At 57.0% G+C, this 19,330-nt stretch carries 16 protein-coding genes and 4 tRNA genes; 8 read left to right on the forward strand and 12 right to left on the reverse strand.

From position 1 onward, the window contains the following. Nucleotides 1-125 precede the first annotated feature (125 nt). From nusG to HALA3H3_RS07065, 8 genes are all read right to left on the reverse strand, one after another. Nucleotides 126-659, reverse strand: coding sequence for a transcription termination/antitermination protein NusG (gene nusG / locus HALA3H3_RS07030; RefSeq protein WP_022520873.1), 534 nt, complete (start codon nt 657-659; stop codon nt 126-128). An 8-nt stretch (nt 660-667) separates the two neighbouring features. Then, on the reverse strand, nt 668-1,051 hold the full coding sequence (gene secE / locus HALA3H3_RS07035) for a preprotein translocase subunit SecE (RefSeq protein WP_022520874.1): 384 nt from the start codon (nt 1,049-1,051) through the stop codon (nt 668-670). 73 nt (nt 1,052-1,124) lie between these two features. Then, a tRNA-Trp gene (locus HALA3H3_RS07040) sits at nt 1,125-1,200 on the reverse strand. Nucleotides 1,201-1,432: 232 nt separating this feature from the next. Next, nucleotides 1,433-1,507: transfer RNA gene (locus HALA3H3_RS07045), tRNA-Thr, on the reverse strand. A gap of 13 nt (nt 1,508-1,520) precedes the next feature. Continuing rightward, nucleotides 1,521-1,594 (reverse strand) — tRNA-Gly (locus HALA3H3_RS07050). Between the two features lie 106 nt (nt 1,595-1,700). After that, nucleotides 1,701-1,784, reverse strand: a tRNA-Tyr gene (locus tag HALA3H3_RS07055). Nucleotides 1,785-1,903: 119 nt separating this feature from the next. Then, on the reverse strand, nt 1,904-2,743 hold the full coding sequence (locus HALA3H3_RS07060; protein ID WP_022520875.1) for a type III pantothenate kinase: 840 nt from the start codon (nt 2,741-2,743) through the stop codon (nt 1,904-1,906). Then, nucleotides 2,740-3,735, reverse strand: a complete 996-nt coding sequence (locus tag HALA3H3_RS07065; protein ID WP_009288153.1) for a biotin--[acetyl-CoA-carboxylase] ligase — start codon at nt 3,733-3,735, stop codon at nt 2,740-2,742. The genes HALA3H3_RS07060 and HALA3H3_RS07065 overlap by 4 nt, the downstream gene beginning before the upstream one ends. 230 nt (nt 3,736-3,965) lie before the next feature. Here HALA3H3_RS07065 and typA point away from each other — a divergent pair, with 230 nt between their 5' ends. The 6 genes from typA (at nt 3,966) to HALA3H3_RS07095 (ending at nt 11,484) form a co-directional block, all read left to right on the forward strand. After that, on the forward strand, nt 3,966-5,816 hold the full coding sequence (gene typA, locus HALA3H3_RS07070; RefSeq protein WP_053856923.1) for a translational GTPase TypA: 1,851 nt from the start codon (nt 3,966-3,968) through the stop codon (nt 5,814-5,816). A gap of 260 nt (nt 5,817-6,076) precedes the next feature. After that, complete coding sequence (locus tag HALA3H3_RS07075) at nt 6,077-7,522, forward strand: sodium-dependent transporter (RefSeq protein WP_022520877.1); 1,446 nt, start codon at nt 6,077-6,079, stop codon at nt 7,520-7,522. A 50-nt stretch (nt 7,523-7,572) separates the two neighbouring features. After that, nucleotides 7,573-8,343: an ABC transporter ATP-binding protein gene (locus tag HALA3H3_RS07080; RefSeq protein ID WP_022520878.1), complete on the forward strand. Its 771-nt coding sequence runs from the start codon at nt 7,573-7,575 to the stop codon at nt 8,341-8,343. A 75-nt stretch (nt 8,344-8,418) separates the two neighbouring features. Next, a complete protein-coding gene (locus HALA3H3_RS07085) occupies nt 8,419-9,138 on the forward strand; it encodes an ABC transporter ATP-binding protein (RefSeq protein WP_022520879.1) in 720 nt (239 codons plus the stop codon). Nucleotides 9,139-9,154: 16 nt separating this feature from the next. Continuing rightward, nucleotides 9,155-10,159, forward strand: coding sequence for a branched-chain amino acid ABC transporter permease (locus HALA3H3_RS07090; RefSeq protein WP_022520880.1), 1,005 nt, complete (start codon nt 9,155-9,157; stop codon nt 10,157-10,159). Beyond that, nucleotides 10,159-11,484 (forward strand): branched-chain amino acid ABC transporter permease, encoded by a 1,326-nt coding sequence (locus HALA3H3_RS07095; protein ID WP_022520881.1) that lies wholly within the window; start codon nt 10,159-10,161, stop codon nt 11,482-11,484. The genes HALA3H3_RS07090 and HALA3H3_RS07095 overlap by 1 nt, the downstream gene beginning before the upstream one ends. A gap of 144 nt (nt 11,485-11,628) precedes the next feature. Here the strand turns inward: HALA3H3_RS07095 and HALA3H3_RS07100 are convergent, their stop codons facing one another. The 3 genes from HALA3H3_RS07100 to HALA3H3_RS07110 all read right to left on the reverse strand — a co-directional run bounded on the left by HALA3H3_RS07100 (nt 11,629) and on the right by HALA3H3_RS07110 (nt 14,334). Continuing rightward, nucleotides 11,629-12,609, reverse strand: coding sequence for a Fic family protein (locus tag HALA3H3_RS07100; protein WP_022520882.1), 981 nt, complete (start codon nt 12,607-12,609; stop codon nt 11,629-11,631). A gap of 151 nt (nt 12,610-12,760) precedes the next feature. Continuing rightward, complete coding sequence (locus tag HALA3H3_RS07105) at nt 12,761-13,969, reverse strand: ABC transporter substrate-binding protein (RefSeq protein WP_022520883.1); 1,209 nt, start codon at nt 13,967-13,969, stop codon at nt 12,761-12,763. A gap of 119 nt (nt 13,970-14,088) precedes the next feature. After that, a complete protein-coding gene (locus HALA3H3_RS07110) occupies nt 14,089-14,334 on the reverse strand; it encodes a hypothetical protein (RefSeq protein WP_022520884.1) in 246 nt (81 codons plus the stop codon). 116 nt (nt 14,335-14,450) lie between these two features. Here HALA3H3_RS07110 and HALA3H3_RS07115 point away from each other — a divergent pair, with 116 nt between their 5' ends. Continuing rightward, complete coding sequence (locus HALA3H3_RS07115; protein WP_022520885.1) at nt 14,451-15,254, forward strand: TlpA disulfide reductase family protein; 804 nt, start codon at nt 14,451-14,453, stop codon at nt 15,252-15,254. Between the two features lie 113 nt (nt 15,255-15,367). Beyond that, the gene (gene rapA / locus HALA3H3_RS07120; RefSeq protein ID WP_022520886.1) at nt 15,368-18,313 is read left to right on the forward strand and encodes an RNA polymerase-associated protein RapA; all 2,946 of its coding nucleotides are present in this window, start codon (nt 15,368-15,370) and stop codon (nt 18,311-18,313) included. Here rapA and HALA3H3_RS07125 read toward each other — a convergent pair. Continuing rightward, nucleotides 18,310-19,212 carry a TIGR01777 family oxidoreductase gene (locus HALA3H3_RS07125; protein ID WP_022520887.1) on the reverse strand — a complete coding sequence of 301 codons (903 nt, stop codon included), beginning with the start codon at nt 19,210-19,212 and terminating at the stop codon, nt 18,310-18,312. The genes rapA and HALA3H3_RS07125 overlap by 4 nt on opposite strands. Between the last annotated feature and the right edge of the window lie 118 nt (nt 19,213-19,330).

Genomic DNA, 19,330 nt, shown 5'->3' on the forward strand with positions numbered 1-19,330 from the left:
ATAGCGCCCGAAGGCTCCCCGGTACCAGTGAAACAGCTGACTAGCCATTTCACACGAATTAACACTTACCGCTTACTTACCATTCACTAGCTACTACTCACTAGCTACTACTAACTATTCACTAGTTACTCTTTCTCGACCTGAGAGAACTCTAACTCAACAGGTGTAGAGCGCCCGAAGATCAGCACGCTGACATGCAGACGACTCTTTTCATAATTAACTTCTTCGACAACACCGTTGAAATCGGCAAACGGCCCATCGATAACGCGCACTGACTGGCCCGGTTCAAACATCGTTTTAGGCCGCGGCTTGTCAGTACCGTCTTTAACGCGCATCAGAATTGCATCTGCTTCGCGTGACGTAATCGGTGCTGGCTTCTCTTTTGTACCACCGATGAAGCCCATAACACGCGGCGTCTCATTGACGAGGTGCCATGTTTCGTCGGCCATTTCCATCTCGACTAGTACGTAGCCGGGATAAAATTTGCGCTCGCTCTTGCGACGCTTGCCGTCACGCATTTCGACAACTTCTTCGGTCGGCACCAGAATTTCGCCAAAGCGATCTTCCATACCGTACATCTTCACACGCTCGATCAGTGAGCGCATGACATGCTTTTCAAAGCCAGAATAAGCGTGAACGACGTACCAACGTTTGGACATGAAAGCTCCTAACCAATGACGCCGGACATCGCCCAGCCAAGAAGAGTGTCGATCAACCACAGCATTAGCCCCACCACCAAGACGGCCACTAGCACAATGGCCGTGGTCTGAATGGTTTCGGGACGGGTCGGCCATACAACGCGCTGAATCTCTTTCTTGGCGCTTCTGGCAAGCTCTACTAAATCACGACCCTTGGTAGTGGTTAGCGCGATCAAACCCGCAATCACACACAACACCACCACACCAAGCACGCGGTAGAGCAGGCCAATATCGGCGAAATAGGTATTACCAACAACAGCAACGACAAGCAGCGCTACGACCGCCGCCCACTTGAGCCCGTCATGGCGCGTCTGTTGCACCTCGGCGCCATGTTTTACAGAACCAGGCTTCATAAAAACGAGACTCCTCAGGGTGCGGCGAACGATAAAAGAATTTTGGAAAAAGACATACCAACCTGGGGAAGGTTGGCAGGCCAGGAGGGAATCGAACCCCCAACCTGCGGTTTTGGAGACCGCTGCTCTGCCAATTGAGCTACTGGCCTGTATCGTCGTACTGACTTTTTATCTTCGTACTTTCTAGACTTTCTAACGTCTATCTACTTTTTGCTTCTTACTTCTGTTAACAAGCGTCTTTTCGACCGCCTATACAACAGCGGGCGCCATGGTAGCGGAGAATCCCACACCTGACAACCCCTTCTTTACGCTCAAGCGTCACAAAAACCCACCCAAACGCAGAGACAAAAAAAGCGAGCTTCGCTCGCTTGATCTGCAATATGGAGCTCATGGACGGAATTGAACCGTCGACCTCACCCTTACCAAGGGTGTGCTCTACCCCTGAGCTACATGAGCTAAACACATCAACTGGAGCGGGCGGCGGGAATCGAACCCGCACCATCAGCTTGGAAGGCTGAGGTTCTACCATTGAACTACGCCCGCCGAACTTGCCTATAGAATGACAATCCGCTGCACGAGAAACAGTAGCTAACGCCCGCTTACCGGCTTTTCATTCCCAAACACTGAACAGTTCAGCGCCTGATAAACTTGGTGGAGAGGGAAGGATTCGAACCTTCGAAGCTTTCGCGGCAGATTTACAGTCTGCTCCCTTTGGCCACTCGGGAACCTCTCCAACTGTGGCGGCACATTATGCCAGCCTCCAAAACAGTGTCAAGCTAGATATTTACTTAATTTATCGCAGCTTGCGATGCCAGCGCATCTTCTGCCTGCCTTGGAACGCGCTGCATTCTGTCAAAGCAGCATGGAGAATGCAAGTGCCGCGCGAATCTTTTCTAGCGCTACCGGCTCAGGCACCCGCGGCGCACCCGACATTTTGCCCGCACGCTCGGCGAAAGTCATCGGAAAGCACGCCTCTAAGCCGCCATAAACCATATCCGGCCACACCGCATGAGGCACCTGCACTCCCCGTGAGACAACACGCGCATCGCCACCCGTCAACAGCATCGGCAGCGCCACACCCTCTTGATCGCACACTTCGCTATAAATGCGGTTAATGGCACTGACGGCGGCCATATAAATACCGTGATTAACCGCATCAACGGTGCGTCGTCCTGGCTCCAGCAACTCATCGGCCTCACTTTCAGGGTCGATGGCCACATTGCGAGTACCAAGCTTCAGGCTCTCTTTCATCAGGCGAAGACCGGGGATAATAAAGCCGCCCAGGTGCTGGCCCCCTGGCAGCACAAAGTCGATAGTAATCGCGCTGCCACAATCCACCGCACAGCAACCACCTGCTAGCTGATAGCCCGCCAGCGCCCCCATCCAACGATCGACGCCTAAACGCCCCGGCTCTTCGTAGCCATTAATCACGCCCAACGCCTCATGGGTTGAGTGCGCCACGTGCACATGACGCACCCGGCGGCGCAACAAGGCGACGGTTTCTTCCAGCACGGCCGCCCTGGCGACGCTTGATATACGTACCGCCTCGACCACGTCGAGATCGGGAATATCGGCCCCCGGGCGCCACTCTTCCCGGGTCCATACAGCCCCGCGGGAACGTATCTCGCTACTCTCGGCATCCTTGAGCCGCCATTTAGACAGCGTGTTGCCGATATCCAGATCCAGAATCATAAACGCCTGCGCACGCTGATCTCACCGCCGGCTAGGCGTCGCGAGTGACCATTTTCGGCAACCCAGAGGTTACCACTCTCATCCACTTCTCCGGCGATCGCATCGCTGGTCTGCTGCCCTTGAATCACTCTAATCGGCAGCCCCGCATAGGCGTGACGCTGATTCCACGCATCCCGCCAGGCGGCAAAGCCATGTTGTTCAAAGTTAGCCAGCATCGCCAGCAGGCCCGACACTACGTCTGAGGCCAACTGATTACGCGAGATATCCGGCAGTCGCTCGAAAAGCGCCGCAACAGGTTGGTCGATCGCTGCCCGCTGGGCAGCGGGCAGCCAAAGATTCATGCCCATACCAATGACGACTTCGCAGGGGCCTGCGGCATCCCCGGTCACTTCGATAAGAATACCGGCCAGCTTGCCTAACTCGTCGCCTGGGCCATCACCCTGCTCGGAGAGCAGGATATCGTTAGGCCACTTAAGCTTCGGCGCCACACCATGCTGCTCAAGCACTTGGGCAACGACAACGCCTACCGCCAAGCTCAAGCCCTCCAGCACCGCAATACCCGACTCAAAGCGCCAGCCCAGCGATAGCATTAAGCTCTGACCCCAGGGCGTCGACCAGACACGACCACGGCGCCCACGTCCCGCCGTTTGCAGCTCAACCAGGCACACTTCGCCATGCCCGGCGCCCTGCTCAAAGCGTTGGCGCAGATACTCATTGCTGGAGGGTAACTGGTCCTCAACAAACAGGCGCGCAAGGTGGTGGCGCGCCTGTGCGGGCAGCCGCTCCACGATTTTAGCGCCCTCCAAGGGCTCCAGGCGCTGCGAGAGCTGGTAGCCACGGCCTTTCACCGCCACTACCTCCACCCCTAGTGCTTCCAGTTTTTTTAACTGTTTCCACACCGCCGCACGAGAAATACCCAGCGCTTCACCCAGCTGCTCGCCAGAGTGAACCTCGCCATCGCTTAACAAACGCATCAGGTTGCCGATGGTCATGCTCCTGCCCCAGTGGGAAAAGCGCTAGTCTAGCGGATGGAGGTTCATGGCGAAAACATTCCTAGACCAAGGTTGATATGAGAGGCAGTAATATCAGCGAAGCCTTCGACATGGTAGAATGGCTATTGGACGCAAGCCCTGAGCCAAGATGGTCGGCAAATTGCCAGCCCTTGCGACCCGCATTTTCCGACCCGTGGACGAACGGGTGTTCACAAGAGTTCTCTCTCAGCATGCAAAACCAGCAAAACTCCAGCGCGGTTAATAACCTGCGCAACGTCGCGATCATAGCCCACGTTGACCATGGTAAAACCACACTGGTCGACAAGCTCCTGAGCCAGTCCGGCACCCTTGACCGTAAAGCAGAAGGTCAAGAGCGCATCATGGACTCAAACGATCAGGAAAAAGAGCGTGGCATTACCATTCTGGCCAAAAATACGGCCATTCAATGGCAAGACAGCCAAGGTAACGGCTACCACATCAACATCGTGGATACGCCTGGGCACGCCGATTTCGGCGGCGAGGTTGAGCGCGTCATGTCAATGGTCGATTCGGTGCTACTGCTAGTAGACGCCGTTGATGGCCCGATGCCGCAAACCCGCTTTGTGACCCAGAAAGCATTCGCCCAAGGCCTGAAGCCGATCGTGGTGGTCAACAAAATTGACCGTCCCGGCGCACGCCCTGACTGGGTTATCGACCAGATTTTTGACCTGTTCGACAACCTCGGTGCGTCTGACGAACAGCTCGATTTCCCAATCATCTACTGCTCTGCCCTAAACGGCATTGCCGGTATGGATCCTGAAGAGCTGGCGGACAACATGGATCCCATGTTCCAGGCCATCGTCGATATCGTCGAGCCGCCGAAGGTTGAGCTTGACGGCCCCTTCCAGATGCAGATCTCTGCGCTGGATTACAACAGCTATGTAGGCGTTATCGGCCTGGGTCGCATCAAGCGTGGCGCGGTGAAACCGAACCAGCAGGTGTCGATCATCGGCGTTGACGGCAATGTGCGTAAGGGCAAAATCGGTCAGGTCATGACCCATATGGGCCTTGAGCGCGTGCAGACCAACGAAGCCACCGCGGGCGACATCGTCTGTGTTACCGGCATCGACGATCTGTCGATTTCGGATACGCTATGCGATCCGGCCAAGGTCGAAGCGCTGCCGCCACTGTCCGTCGACGAACCGACCGTTTCAATGACCTTCCAGGTCAACGATTCACCGTTCGCCGGTAAAGACGGTAAGTTTGTGACCAGCCGCAACATCAAGGATCGCCTTGATCAAGAGCTGATTCACAACGTGGCCCTGCGCGTTGAGCAGGGCGAAACCCCTGAGAAGTTCAAGGTTTCTGGCCGTGGCGAGCTGCACCTCTCGGTGCTGATCGAAACCATGCGCCGTGAAGGCTTTGAGCTGGCCGTAGGCCGCCCTGAAGTCATCATCAAAGAGATCGACGGTGAGAAGCAGGAGCCCTACGAAGAGGTCATCATCGACTGTGAAGAGCAGCACCAAGGCTCGATCATGGAAGAGCTGGGCTACCGTAAAGGTGAGATGACCAACATGCTGCCGGACGGTAAAGGACGGGTTCGCCTGGACTTCATCATTCCTGCCCGCGGCTTGATCGGTTTCCGTGGCCAGTTTCTGACCCTGACTTCGGGCACCGGCATCCTGACCAGCCGCTTTGATCACTACGGCCCGCTGAAGCCTGAAGCCTCTATCGAGCGTCGCAACGGCGTGTTGGTTTCGATGGTCGACGGTAAAGCCCTTGCCTATGCGCTGTATGCGCTGCAAGAGCGCGGCAAGCTGATTATCGATCACGCCACGGAAGTTTACGAAGGCATGCTGATCGGTATCAACAACCGCGCTAACGACATGGTGGTTAACCCCACCAAAGGCAAGAAGCTCGACAACATGCGCTCCACCGGTAACGATGAAAACATCGTCTTAACCCCGCCGGTTAAGTTCTCCCTGGAGCAGGCCATCGAGTTCCTCGACTCTGACGAGCTCGTCGAAGTCACGCCGGCGCACATCCGCCTGCGCAAAAAGCTGCTGAAAGAAACCGAGCGTAAGCGTTACAGCAAGAAGTAATCCGTTCCAAGCAGTCAGTACCCAAAAACCCGCGAAAGCGGGTTTTTTTATGCCTCGTTGCCACACTTCATGACCGCTCAATAGCTGCCAAGATACTTCCCTAAACGCAGCCTAAACGCTAATACGCTGGAAAGGTGCCGCGTTCTATCGCACAGTGACGCTAAGTTCAGCGCGTCCAAGGCACGCTGACATCGCTACATTCATACAGGTGTTTGGATACTTACCCCCATCCTGACGCCCAAACACGGACACTCTTACCCATGAGCGGTCATAACGTCTGGACGCATAAAGGCACTTTTCTTCTCGCCGCCGTTGGTTCCGCCGTCGGTTTGGGCAATCTATGGCGCTTCCCCTACCTCACCGGTGAAAACGGTGGCGGTGCCTTTATATTGGTTTACGCACTGACGATCTTCGCCGTTGGCATACCGATTCTGATTGCCGAGATCATGCTGGGTCGCACCAGCCGCCAGAGCCCGATTATGGGTATGCGGCACCTGACCAAAACCCATGGCACCTCTCGGGCCTGGGAAACGATCGGCTGGCTGGGCGCTGCCTCGGCGTTTTTGATTTTAAGCTTCTATTCGGTGATTGCCGGCTGGGCGATTCACTACACTTGGCTGATGCTGACCGGCTCACTGGTCGGTGCCGACGCTCAGACCATTAGCACTGGCTTTGGCGCACTACTGGCCGCCCCTGGCCTAATGACGCTCTATCACACCCTTTTCATTGCCGCGTCCGCGCTGATTGTCGGCATGGGGATTCATAAAGGCATCGAATCAGGCCTGCGCATTATGATGCCCGCGCTGTTTGTGATTCTGTTGGTAGTGCTGGCCTACGGCGTAGTGAATGGCGATATAGGTGCCGCTGCCAGCTTCCTGTTTACCTTTAATATCGCCGACCTCAGCCTTGAAGGCTGGCTGCAGGCCATGGGCCAATCATTCTTCACCCTTAGCCTGGGGATGGGGGCAATTATGGCTTACGGCGCCTACATGCCCAGCGAGGTCTCACTAACCCGCACCGCCTTTGCTGTTGCCATCGTCGATACCGCCGTGGCGATGGTGGCGGGCCTGGCCATTTTTGCTCTGGTGTTTGGCGCCGGTCTGGAAACCGGGCAAGGCCCTGGGCTAATGTTTGTTACCCTTCCGCTGGCGTTTGCCGAAATGCCGTTTGGCGCTTTGGTGGGCGGGGTGTTCTTTATTCTGGTTCTCGGCGCAGCTATCAGTTCCTCTATTTCGTTGATCGAGCCCGTCGCGGCGTTCCTGGTGGAGCGTTTCGACATGACCCGCCCACAGGCCGTTACCATTATGGTGATTGCCGCCTGGGCAATGGGTCTGTTGACGGTGGTTAGCTTCAATATGTGGGCCGAGGGGACGATTTTCCATAGCCTGTTTGGGCGCAGTGCGTTTGAGTTTATCGAGCTACTCACCAATATATTTATGCCGGTGGGCGGCCTGCTGATAGCCCTATTCGCCGGTTGGTCGCTAACCCAGAGCGAAGTGATGAAGGAACTGGGCAGCAGCGTCACTTGGTTTAAATTCTGGCGGTTTCTGGTGCGCTTTGTGGCCCCCGCCGCCGTAGCCTTTGTGTTTTTACGCACCATTCCTCAGGTGGATGGCTATCTTATCCCCACCCTCGGCGCGCTGCTCATTATTGGTGCCTTTGCAGCCAGCCAGCGGTGGCTGAAAAAACCACGACAAATAACTTAATAACAGTGTGCAGGCGGCTTAATTAGCCGCCTGTATCGCGTGGAGACACCATGACCCCTCTTATTGAAGTACAGCGAGTCAACAAAGCGTTCGGCGGCCTACAGGTGATTAATGACTGCTCCATTCAAGTGGAGAAGGGCTCCATTACCGGGATGATTGGCCCCAACGGCGCAGGTAAATCAACCCTGTTTAATCTCATTGCTGGCGCCCTGACCCCTGACAGCGGCCATGTGCTGCTTGATGGAGAAGACATTACCTCGCTCAGCGCCGACCAGCGCTTTCATCGCGGCTTATTGCGCACCTTTCAGATCGCCCACGAGTTCAGCCAGATGAGCGCGCTGGAAAACCTCATGATGGTACCGCCCAAGCAAGCCGGTGAAGACCTTTTCAGTGCCTGGCTAAAGCCCGGCAAAGTGCAGCGAGAAGAGGCGGAGGTGCGCCGCCGCGCCCTGGAAGTCATCGACTTTGTTGGCCTGCACCATGTGCGCAACGAGCTGGCGGGTAATTTGTCCGGAGGGCAAAAGAAGCTGCTGGAGCTTGGCCGCACCATGATGACCAACGCCAAGGTAGTGCTACTTGATGAGATCGCCGCCGGGGTAAACCGCACCCTGCTGGGTGATTTGATCGGCAATATTGAGCGGCTCAACCGCGAAATGGGTTACACCTTTCTGGTCATTGAGCACGATATGGAGATGATTGCCCGCCTTTGCGACCCGGTTATCGTGCTGGCTCAGGGCAGTGTGATGGTGGAGGGGCATATCAACGACATCCAGAATAATCCTGAGGTCATCGAGGCCTACTTCGGTACAGATGCCGCTTAAACGTGACGTTTTCTCCCATTAGCCAATTAATATAATGATGTCGCTGCCAAGCGACCTTGCTGGAATACTTTGCTTATGTCATCAACAACCAGGCCATTAATCGACGCACGGGATGTGCACGGCGGCTATGGCGGCATGAATATCCTTAACGGGGTAAACATGACGCTGGAAGCCGATGAGGTCGGTGTGATCGTCGGCCCTAACGGGGCAGGTAAATCCACCATGCTGAAAGCGGTCTTTGGCCTGCTGCATGTTAATCAGGGCGAGATACTGCTTAACGGCCAGCCCATCCAAAACCTGCCGCCTAACCAGCTGGTGCAGCGCGGCATGGGCTTCGTGCCCCAGGAGAAGAACGTTTTCCCTAGCCTTTCGGTGCAGGAAAACCTGGAGATGGGCGCCTTTTTAAAGCCGCAAAACGTCAAGCGCATGCTCGCTCAGATCTATGAGTTTTTCCCACCGCTGTACGAAAAGCGCCGCCAGCCTGCCGGTGAGCTTTCCGGTGGACAGCGCCAAATGGTCGCCATGGGCCGCGCTCTGATGGCCGAGCCGAGCCTACTGTTGCTGGACGAACCCACCGCAGGGCTGTCGCCGCTGTATATGAATGAGATTTTCGACCGCGTCAAACAGATCAACGCCGCTGGCGTGGGTATTTTGATGGTGGAACAGAACGCCAAACAGGCACTCGCGATAGCCGATAAGGGCTTTGTGCTGGCTGCTGGCCAAAACCGCTTTACCGACACTGGGGCGGCACTGCTCGCCGACCCCGATGTCGCCAAAAGCTTTTTGGGCGGCTAGCCCCAGGGAGATAGACGTGAACGAACTGGTTTTTTTCATCAATAATGTGGTGATTTCGGGCAGCGTCAGCGGCTCTATTTATGCCATTGGGGCCATTGGGGTAACGCTGATTTTCAGCATTATGCGCTTTGCCCACTTCGCCCACGCCGACATGATGACCTTCGGCGCCTTTATGGTGCTTCTGCTTACCACGCTGTTCCCAGCAGCGGGCGCCAGCCTAGGTGTACCCACCGCCGTGCTAATGCTGCCTCTGGCGATGCTGCTCACCGCCGCTTTGGCCGTGGGGATCGATAAAACCTTCTATAAACCGCTACGTGCCCATGGGGTCAAACCGATTGTGCTGGTGATTGGCTCGCTGGGGGTCACGTTGATTCTACAGGGCTTGATCCGCCTCTTTTCCGGCACCGGCGGGCAGAGTTTATATGTCGACGACCGTAAAGAGATCTTCCGCCTTGCGCTGCCCTTCGAGGGTGCCCGTGCACCGATTGTGGTTACCGAACCGCAGATTTATCTGTTCGTGATCACTATCGTTGCGGTCGTCGCACTACACCTTTTCCTTAACCGTTCGCGGTTAGGCAAGGCAATGCGCGCCATGTCGGATAACCCTGAACTCGCCCAAGCATCGGGTATTAATACCAATACCATCGTGGCGGTGACCTGGATGATTGCCGGAGCGCTGGCGGCTATTGCCGGAACGTTGCTCTCCTTAGACGTTACCTTCAAACCCGATTTGAGCTTCTTTCTGCTGCTGCCTATTTTCGCCGCCGCTATTGTGGGGGGCGTTGGTCACCCTTACGGCGCCATTGCCGGTGGCTTTGTGGTCGGCTTTGCCGAAACCCTGGCGGTGTTTAACTGGAATGTGCTGCTACGCCCCTTCCGCGACAGCCTGCCCGCCTGGCTCGAGCTACCGTCGAATCTGGCCTTTGTGGGTACCGAGTACAAAATTGTGGTGCCGTTTTTCATTCTGGTAGCCATTTTGGTGTGGCGTCCCACCGGACTCTTTAAGGGCAAGGTGATCTAATGAGCAACTCAGAAAAAACGCGCAACCCTGCCTACACTCCCCAAGACGCCACGTCTGCCCGTCGCTTCCCGCTGCGCGAGCTGATTCTGTTTGGTGTGCTGCTCGTAGCGGTTTTGGCGGTCTACGCCATCATGGGCGCCGCCTACAGCACGCGCATGCTGGTAGAAGCTGCCTGCTACGCCATCCTCGCGCTAGGATTAACCATCCAGTGGGGCTATGCCGGCCAGTTCAACGCCGGGGTAATGGGCTTTGTCGCCCTGGGCGGCTTCTGTGCGATGTTTTTCAGCGTGCCGGTCAACGATGCCTTCTGGGGCACGGCGCTACCCGGCGAATTTGGCCGCGTGCTGCTTTATGGCGCAGCCGCTATTGTATTAATTGTTGGCGCCAGCAAGCTGGATCGACTGGGCGTACCCAAGCCCCTGCGTACATTTATCGCGGTGGTGCTGGGTGTCGTGCTTTACCTCGTGGTGATTAGCCAGCTGCGTGAAGTCACTGATGCGATTGAAAGCCAGGCAGGCTTCGTCGGTGGGCTGGGCTTACCGCCCTGGATCGGCTGGATTGTCGGTGGCGCGCTGGCGGGTGGCGTCGGCTACTTTATTGGCCATATCTGTTTGGGCTTACGCAGCGACTATCTGGCGATAGCCACCCTCGGCATTGCCGAGATCATCAAGGCGTTTCTAAAGAACTCCGACTGGCTGACCCGCGGCACCGCTACGGTTTCCCCACTTCCCTGGCCCACACCGGGGCCTGCCGAACTGGGGTTTACGCTCTCACGAGCGATCTACCTTTCGTTTACGGCGGTGATCATCGCGGTAATCTTCTTTCTGCTCAATCGCGCCTACAACGCCCCTTGGGGCCGTATGATCCGGGCGATTCGCGACAATGAAGTCTCCGCTGCGGCGATGGGTAAGGATATCAACAAACGGCGTCTGGAAATCTTCGTGCTGGGCTGCATTCTGATGGGCTTGGGCGGCGGCATACTGGGCACCTTCAACAGCCTCTTCGATCCTCAAGGCTACCTGCCGCTCAACCATACCTTCCTGGTGTTGGTGATGGTGATCCTGGGCGGACCGGGCAATAACCTGGGCACCATTTTTGGCGCCGTGGCGGTGTACATTATCTGGATTATGTCCGAGCCCCTGGCGCTGTTCTTAATGCAGTTAGCGGTGGCCTTTGGCGAAGACGCTTTCGGCTGGGATGCACCAGGCAATATGGATAGCCGCGCCCTGCAGGCACGGGTGCTGGTGATTGGCTTATTGATCACCATGGTGCTGCGCTTCGCGCCCAAAGGGCTACTACCCGAGAAAATCAAAAGTCACAGTTGATGGGACAATTGATATGACCGATGAGCTAAGCCCGGCGCGCCAGATCTGGCGCGCTTTCGGGCAGCAACAGGTCACCAAGCGCCTTCAGTACGACAAGTTTTGGTAACAATCAATACTCGTATAACGAAAAGCGTGGGGTGGGGCTCACTCACTGATAATCTCCCAATGGCCCGACTTATCTGACCCTACTCTTTTCAACCTGCCCGCTTGCTGTAACTTGGCCATCGCACGGCCAATAGTACGTATGTCTTTCCCTGTGGTGTCGGCTATTTGCTGGCGAGTAATCGCCGGGTTGTGCTGAATTAACGCCATGATCGCTTCAGGTGTTTTTAGCCCAGAGACATTTACAGGGGCGTTTACAGGGACATTTACAGGGGCGTTTTGTACTAGTGTCTGAGCGATGACCGATAACATAAAATGAATAAAGGGCGTGCTCTCGGCTTGCTGATCTGCTTGTTCGAGCGCTTGGTAATAGCGCTGCTGGTTGTCTTTGATAACGCTTTCCAGCGGCAACGATAAAAACAGCGGATGCCATTGCGACAAAATCAGCGTTTGCCACAAGCGTCCCATGCGACCATTGCCATCGTTAAAAGGATGGATAAATTCAAACTCGTAATGAAATACACTGCTGGTAATTAAAGGATGGTCTTTAGCCTGTTTTAGCCAATGGGTTAAATCCGCCATTAGCCCCGATACCTGATGAGCAGGTGGCGCAACATGATGTACTACATTCCCTTTGTGGATGCCCACCCCTTTATGCCGAAACTCGCCAGCATTTACCAGAATATCCGACATCATCAAGCCATGGGCGGTGAGTAAGTCATTGATGCTATCAGGTTGCAGCTTGGGTAAGGCATCGTAAGCCTGAATCGCCCCTTTGACCTCAGCCAACTCGCGCACACTCCCCATCACGCGCTGGCCGTCTACAATCGCGGTGACCTGCTCTTCAGTCAGGGTATTGCCTTCAATCGCCAACGTTCCGGTAATGGTTTTAATGCGGTTTTGCTTGCGCAACTGAGGCGAAGCATCCAGTGCATTAGCGTTCAGTCTGCCCACTTGCTCGCTGATCTCTGCGACCAGATTGAGAATATCGGCGGTGATGGTAAACGGGGGTTTATAACTCATGGGTTTAATCATCCCCCCACACATTCAGAATTTAATTCTGATCCTATCACACGTGGAATTGCAGGGAAGATTAAGGACAACAAGGTGGGCCATGCCAAATAAAAAATGCCCGACTTAATAAGCCCGGCATTTTTAACACTAATGCTGAGAATTAAAGATCAACCTGACCTTTGCTGGTAAAGGTGCCGTCTTCCACAGCCATCTCGACCACCACGCCAGGCACGTCGCCGTTGTCATCGAACTCATGCGAGCCAGAGGCGCCTTCGTAGTTGATATCGGTACCTGCGGCAATCAACTCAACCGCTTTTTCCCACTCGCCGGGCAGAATGACCTCGCCGGGGGCGCTGGAAACACTACGCAGCGCTTCGGAAAGGCCTTCACGCTCCGCGCTGCCGTTCTGCTCAATCGCCAACGCGATCAGGAAAGCGGCATCGTAGGCCTGGGCGGCAAATACTGCGCTTGGATCGAAGTCAGCAGCTTCGGCGGCTTCGATAAAGATATCGGTACCGGGCAGGTCAGGGCTGCCGGGGCGCGTGGCGATCATGCCATCCAGCACGTCTGCACCGATGGCTTCAATAAGGCTATCGCCGACCATGCCGTCAGCACCTACGTACTGGGTAAACATACCGCTTTCATAGGCTTGGCGCAGCACGGTCTGACCCGAGGTGTCGGCGTAGGCCAGCACGACGAGAGTATCCACGCCACTGACTGACAGTGAGCCTAGCTCAGAGCGATAATCCGCGCGGTTATCTTCGTGGGCAAGGTTCTCAGTAATCTCACCTCCGCCGGCTTCAAAAGCAGCGCTAAAGGCGTCAGAAAGCCCCTGACCATAATCATTGTTGACATAAGTGACCGCCACTGCGTCGATACCTTTTTCAAGCAACAGCTTGGCAAGAATCTCGCCCTGGAAAGCATCCGACGGCACGGTACGGAAGACGAGATCATTATCGTCCAGCTCAGATACCGCAGGGGCAGTAGAAGCGGGCGACACCATCAACACACCACCGGGAATGGCGGCGTTATTAGCCGCAGCAATGGTCGCACCAGTACACAGCGCACCGACAATCGCGGTGACATTTTCAGAGTTCACCATGCGGTCGGCGGCGTTAGAGGCAGCCGATGCATCGGAACAGGTGGTATCACCAGACGGCATCACCAACGTTTGGCCATCTAGAATGCCGCCCTGCTCATTGATCTGCTCTACAGCTAGCTGAGCACCTTCAAAAATGGGTGGCGTTAAACTTTCGATTCCCCCGGTAAAGCCGCCCAAGAAGCCAACTTTGACCTCTGCCTGTGCGAACCCGGTCATTGCCAGGGTTGAGGCCGCCACAGCGGTGGCTAATGCGCGCTTATTGATCATATTATTTGTCGCTCCCAGTGTCGTAAAAAGTTGTGCAATTTTTTAGTGTGCCTCAGCGGACAATCGTTAAGGCTGCTATTAATCTGGAACTGGAACGGCAAAAACACAAGCAACGCTTTCTAACGCTCCTCGCCTTCCTCAAGATATCGCCTGCGTTCAGCGAGCTGCTTTTGAAGGCGTTTGCGTCGGTAAAGCCGCACCAGCGCAATCGTTAACGCAGTGATCAGCATGGCGGCCAACACCACACCCTGCCAGGGGCGAGCCGCATTGCCCATCACCGTTTCCAGAGTCATTATCAGGATCAAGCCAATCGCCTGGGATCCGATCGCTAGCGCGCGCAGCTTATCGAAAGCGGGTGAGGGCATAACGTCTCCGTAATTTTCAGCTCAAATGATATGGTCTCCTAGTGTACCTGCTTCGCAGCATGCTTAACTGGGAACCCAAATTAAAAACCTACGTTGAAAACCTGAACGGGAAATCCATGAACGCCATTGCTCTCGGCCCGCTACTGATTTCGCTACCACGCCTGTACGCCGTTGGCTGCGCGCTGCTGCTACTGCTCTGCGCGCGCTTCTTGCTAGGGCTGCCTCGCCCGGCTCAGCAGCGCTGGTTTACCGGGCTTATTATTGTTTGGTTAGTGGGCGCTCGGGTGGGCCATATCCTGCTCAACCTGGATAGCTATAGCGCCGCCCCGCTTGAAGCGCTCAAAGTGTGGCAACCCGGCTACCATGGCCTATGGGGGATGACGGCTGGCTTGGTATGGACGGCCTGGACGCTGCGGGCGCGGTTATTGGCTATGGGCGGTGCAATGGCCATGCTGATCGCCGCTTCTAGCCTATGGCTGGTGCTGGTCACCCTGGCGCCCCTGGGCAATGACTTTGCGGTTGACGCCCTACCGGAGATCACCCTTGAGGATGTGGAAGGCAATGACGTGCATCTGCCCTCACTGACCGACAACGCTGACCTGATTATCGTCAACCTGTGGGCGACCTGGTGCCCTCCCTGCCTGCGTGAAATGCCGCTGCTCGAGGAGGCCGCAAAACGCGATGGTGTCAGCGTGGTGGTTGCTAACCAAGGCGAAGACCTACTGCCCATGGTGCGCTACCTGGATGAGCAGCAGCTTGAATTTCGCTACGCCCTGCGTGACCCCAGCCAGCAGCTGATGGCGCTTTTTCAAGCACCGGGATTGCCCACCACAGCGCTGTTCGACGGCCAGGGGAACACCCTGGATATCCACGTTGGCGAGCTTACTCGCGCCCAGCTGGATCGCTGGTTACAAGATTGATGCCGATACACCTTAATCCCCCCGCTGCTTTGCGTTAGAATCCCCCGCCCTGTTGCTGCCGGCGCTCACTACCGGCGGCAGTCGACCCGTTTTGCAGACTCTCCCGAGGCATCATGAGCGATTTTTCTCCCGGCCAACGCTGGATTAGCGACGGCGAAGCCGAGCTTGGGCTCGGTACCGTGCTTAACTGCGACGCCCGTAGCGTTACCATTTTGTTCAGTGCCAGTCAGGAAACCCGTACCTATAACACCCGCCAAGCCCCGCTGACCCGCGTTATGTTCGGCAGCGGCGACCGCGTACTCTCTGCTGACGGCTGGCAGATCGTTGTCGATGACAGCAAAGAGTCCAACGGCCTGATCACCTATATCGGTGAAGACAAGGAAGGCAATCTGCGCGAGCTGCCCGAGGCCAAACTCGCCGATACCATGCAGTTCGACCAGGCTCGCGACCGCCTGCTGACCGGCCAGGTCGATCGCAACGACTGGTTTGATTTGCGCTTTCGTACCCTGCACCACTATCAACGTATCGAGCAGCACAGCGCGCTAGGCTTTTCCGGGCCGCGCATCGATCTGATACCCCATCAGCTCTACATTGCCAATGAAGTGGCCAACCGCCATGCACCCCGGGTACTGCTGGCGGATGAAGTGGGCCTGGGTAAAACCATTGAAGCTGGCCTGATTCTGCACCGCCTGCTGCTCAATGGCCGTGTTGAGCGGGCGCTGATTCTGGTACCCGACAGCCTCACTCACCAGTGGCTGGTCGAGCTGCTGCGACGCTTTTCGCTCAACGTCTCGCTACTGGATGAAACCCTGAGCCAGGCCCACGGCAGCGCCAACCCCTTTGAGAGCGCCCAGCTGGTGCTAGCGAGCCAGGGCTGGCTATTTGCCAACCCTCAGCGTCAAGAGCAGGCACTGGCCAGCCAGTTCGACCTGCTGATTGTTGACGAAGCGCACCACCTCGACTGGAGTGAAGAAGGCAGCGGCCCCGGCTATCGGTGCGTCGAACAGCTTTCGGCGGTGATTCCCGGCCTGCTGCTGCTCACCGCGACCCCCGAACAGATGGGTATCAAGAGCCACTTTGCCCGCCTGCGGTTGCTGGATAGCGAGCGCTACCACGATCTTGAGCGCTTCAAAGCCGAAGAGAGCCACTACACCGAAGTGGCCCGCGCCATCGACGCCTTGGAGGCACTGCCTGACGACCCTAGCGCCCGTACCGACGTCTCTGCGGTAGCCGATGACCGCGACAGCCAGGCGCTGCTGGCCATCCTGTGCAACCCGGAGGCCAGCAAAGCGCAGCAGGACACCGCTCGCGACCAACTGAGCGAAGCGCTGCTGGATCGCCACGGTACCGGTCGAGTGATGTTCCGCAACAGCCGCCGTCACGTAGGAGGCTTCCCGGAGCGGCGCTTAAACCTGGCACCGTTAGCGCTGCCTTCGGCCTACCGTCGCGTGGTGCGCCGCTTAGAGCGCGACGACGACTACCTCGACGAGCTGTTGATCGAGACCGGCATGGATCACCCCGACGTGCTGATCTACCCCGACGCGGCCTACCGCGAGCTCAGCAATGATCCCCTCAATGGCGAAGACTGGTGGCACATCGACCCGCGGGTTAACTGGCTACTGGAGAAGCTTAGCGACGACAGTGAGAGCGGCTTCGCCAACGAAAAAGTCCTGGTCATTGCCCACCACCGGGAAACCGCTGAAGGCCTTGCTGAAGGGCTACGGGTGCTGGGCGGCTACCACGCTCCGGTGTTCCACGAAGACCTCTCCCTGATCGAGCGTGACCGCGCGGCGGCGGCGTTTGCCGATGAGGATGAGGGCGTACAGGTGCTGGTCTGCTCGGAAATTGGCTCAGAGGGGCGCAACTTCCAGTTCTGCCGCCACCTGGTGATGTTCGATATGCCTCAGCACCCAGATCAGCTGGAGCAGCGCATCGGCCGCTTGGATCGCATCGGTCAGCGCCACGCTATTGAGCTGCATATTCCTACTTTTGAGGGCAGCCCCGGCGAGCGCCTGCTGCGCTGGTACCACGAAGGTATGGATGCGTTCAGTGCCCCCCATGGGGTCGGCAACGAGCTGTTTGATGCCTTTGGTGACGCCCTGGCTGATGCCTTGCTGGATGATGAGGCACTTGACGAGATCATCGCCGAAACCCGCACGATGTTTAGCGCCAAGCTGGCGGAGCACGATGCGGGCCGCAACCGACTGCTGGAGCTCAACGCCTGCCGCCCCGCCCGCGCTCAGCAGGTGATCGACGCGGTGCGCGAGCTTGACGATGACGCCGCCCTGCCGCGCTATCTTGAGCGAGCGTTGGATATTTTCGGCGTGGATAGCCAGGAGATCGGCAAGGGCTTAATGCACCTGCAGCCCAGCCAACATATGCTGGATGGCCTGCCGGGCCTGGTTAAAGGTGAAGAGGGCTTTACCGCCACCTACAGCCGCTCCCAGGCGCTGGCCCGTGACGATGTGCAGCGGCTCTCCTGGGAACACCCACTGCTGCGTGAAATGATGGGTCGGGTGCTGGATGGCACCATGGGCAACTCGGCGCTGGCTCTGCTGCGCCACGACGCCATTCCCAGCGGCCGCTTGATGGCCGAGCTGGTGTTTCGCACTCACTGCCCGGCACCCAAGAAGCTGCACCTTAACCGCTTCCTGCCACCCACCGCGGTGCGTTTGCTGCTGGATGAATCGGGCGCCAACCTGACCAGCAAGATCTCCTTCACCGGCTTGGGCAAAAACCTGCAGAAGGTCAACAAGTCGCTGGCGCGGGATTTGATCAAGAGCCGTCACGACCAGCTGCGTGAACTGCTAACCCAGGGTGAGGGCGAAGCCGAGCGCCAGTTGCCCAGCATCGTCGAGAACGCCGAAGCGCGTATGCGCACTCAGTTGGACGCCGAGATTGCCCGCTTAACGGCACTTGCCGAGCACAACCCGGCGGTGCGCAGTGCGGAAATCGACGCGCTAAAAGATGAGCGCAAGGCACTTAGCGAAGCCATTGAAAACACTCGCCTGCGGCTGGACTCAGTACGGGTGATTATCACCGTTGATGCCGACCGCTAAAGGATCGCCTCAAGCGCCTTGTCCAGGGTGGGGTATTGGAAGCTAAACCCTGCCTCTTCCAGGCGCACGGGGCGCATATCTGCTCCGGTCAGCAGTAACCGCGACATTTCTCCAAAGCCCGCTTTTAATACAAAAGCGGGTACTGGGAAAATGGCCGGGCGATTGAGGTGACTGGCCAGGGTTTTAGTGAAGGTGGCATTAGTCACTGGATGCGGGGCGCAGCCATTGAAGACACCGCTCAAGCACTCTTGATTGATGAGAAACAGGATCGCCGCGACTAAATCGTCGCGGTGGATCCACGGCATAAACTGCTCGCCGCTGCCAAAGCGGCCACCCACCCCCCACTTAAACGGCGGCAGCATCTTCTCCAGGCTGCCTCCACCCGCCTCTAGCACTAGGCCAATGCGCACAATCGCCAGCCGCACGCCCATGGCCTCAATAGGCTTAGCGGCTGCCTCCCACTGTTTGCACAGCCGATGGGCAAACTCATCGTTAGGCATGGTCTTCTCAGTCACCACGCGCTTGCCCTGATCGCCGTAGTAGCCCATCGCTGAACCCGATACCATCACCTTGGGCAGCGGCTGGCCGTTAGCTTTGAGCTGCTCGCAAAGCGCCACCAACTGCTTGGTCGCCGCCACCCGGGAGTTAATCAGCTTGGCTTTCTGCTCATCGCTCCAGCGCTTGGCGGCAATCGGCTCACCGGCCAGGTTAACCAAGGCGTCCGGCGGCGATTCAATAAACGCCTGGGCGCTATCGCGAATGTCACAATTGTTCGGCAAACGATCCCGCACTTGGTGAGGCGAGCGGGAGACCACCTGCACCTCGTGACCCTGTTCAACTAACTGCCGGCATAGTCGCTGGCCGACAAAGCCACTGCCTCCGGTGATTAATACACGCATGGGGTTTTGCTCCTGTTGGTGGCATCGTTGAAATCCTGCATAGCCGCCTGGCCGACACTTACCTATCAGGCTAGTTCACGCGGCCGGCAGGCGCACAATGATGATCAAAAGCGCTGCT

Origin of the sequence: Halomonas sp. A3H3 (assembly GCF_000982975.1) — a bacterium.
In the GTDB taxonomy this organism is placed as follows: domain Bacteria; phylum Pseudomonadota; class Gammaproteobacteria; order Pseudomonadales; family Halomonadaceae; genus Vreelandella; species Vreelandella titanicae.

Coding starts and splice junctions, on each gene's coding strand:
- nusG (WP_022520873.1), bottom strand. CDS start 659: ATGTCCAAACGTTGGTACGTCGTTCACGCTTATTCTGGCTTTGAAAAG.
- secE (WP_022520874.1), bottom strand. CDS start 1,051: ATGAAGCCTGGTTCTGTAAAACATGGCGCCGAGGTGCAACAGACGCGC.
- HALA3H3_RS07060 (WP_022520875.1), bottom strand. CDS start 2,743: ATGATTCTGGATCTGGATATCGGCAACACGCTGTCTAAATGGCGGCTC.
- HALA3H3_RS07065 (WP_009288153.1), bottom strand. CDS start 3,735: ATGACCATCGGCAACCTGATGCGTTTGTTAAGCGATGGCGAGGTTCAC.
- typA (WP_053856923.1), top strand. CDS start 3,966: ATGCAAAACCAGCAAAACTCCAGCGCGGTTAATAACCTGCGCAACGTC.
- HALA3H3_RS07075 (WP_022520877.1), top strand. CDS start 6,077: ATGAGCGGTCATAACGTCTGGACGCATAAAGGCACTTTTCTTCTCGCC.
- HALA3H3_RS07080 (WP_022520878.1), top strand. CDS start 7,573: ATGACCCCTCTTATTGAAGTACAGCGAGTCAACAAAGCGTTCGGCGGC.
- HALA3H3_RS07085 (WP_022520879.1), top strand. CDS start 8,419: ATGTCATCAACAACCAGGCCATTAATCGACGCACGGGATGTGCACGGC.
- HALA3H3_RS07095 (WP_022520881.1), top strand. CDS start 10,159: ATGAGCAACTCAGAAAAAACGCGCAACCCTGCCTACACTCCCCAAGAC.
- HALA3H3_RS07100 (WP_022520882.1), bottom strand. CDS start 12,609: ATGAGTTATAAACCCCCGTTTACCATCACCGCCGATATTCTCAATCTG.
- HALA3H3_RS07105 (WP_022520883.1), bottom strand. CDS start 13,969: ATGATCAATAAGCGCGCATTAGCCACCGCTGTGGCGGCCTCAACCCTG.
- HALA3H3_RS07110 (WP_022520884.1), bottom strand. CDS start 14,334: ATGCCCTCACCCGCTTTCGATAAGCTGCGCGCGCTAGCGATCGGATCC.
- HALA3H3_RS07115 (WP_022520885.1), top strand. CDS start 14,451: ATGAACGCCATTGCTCTCGGCCCGCTACTGATTTCGCTACCACGCCTG.
- rapA (WP_022520886.1), top strand. CDS start 15,368: ATGAGCGATTTTTCTCCCGGCCAACGCTGGATTAGCGACGGCGAAGCC.
- HALA3H3_RS07125 (WP_022520887.1), bottom strand. CDS start 19,212: ATGCGTGTATTAATCACCGGAGGCAGTGGCTTTGTCGGCCAGCGACTA.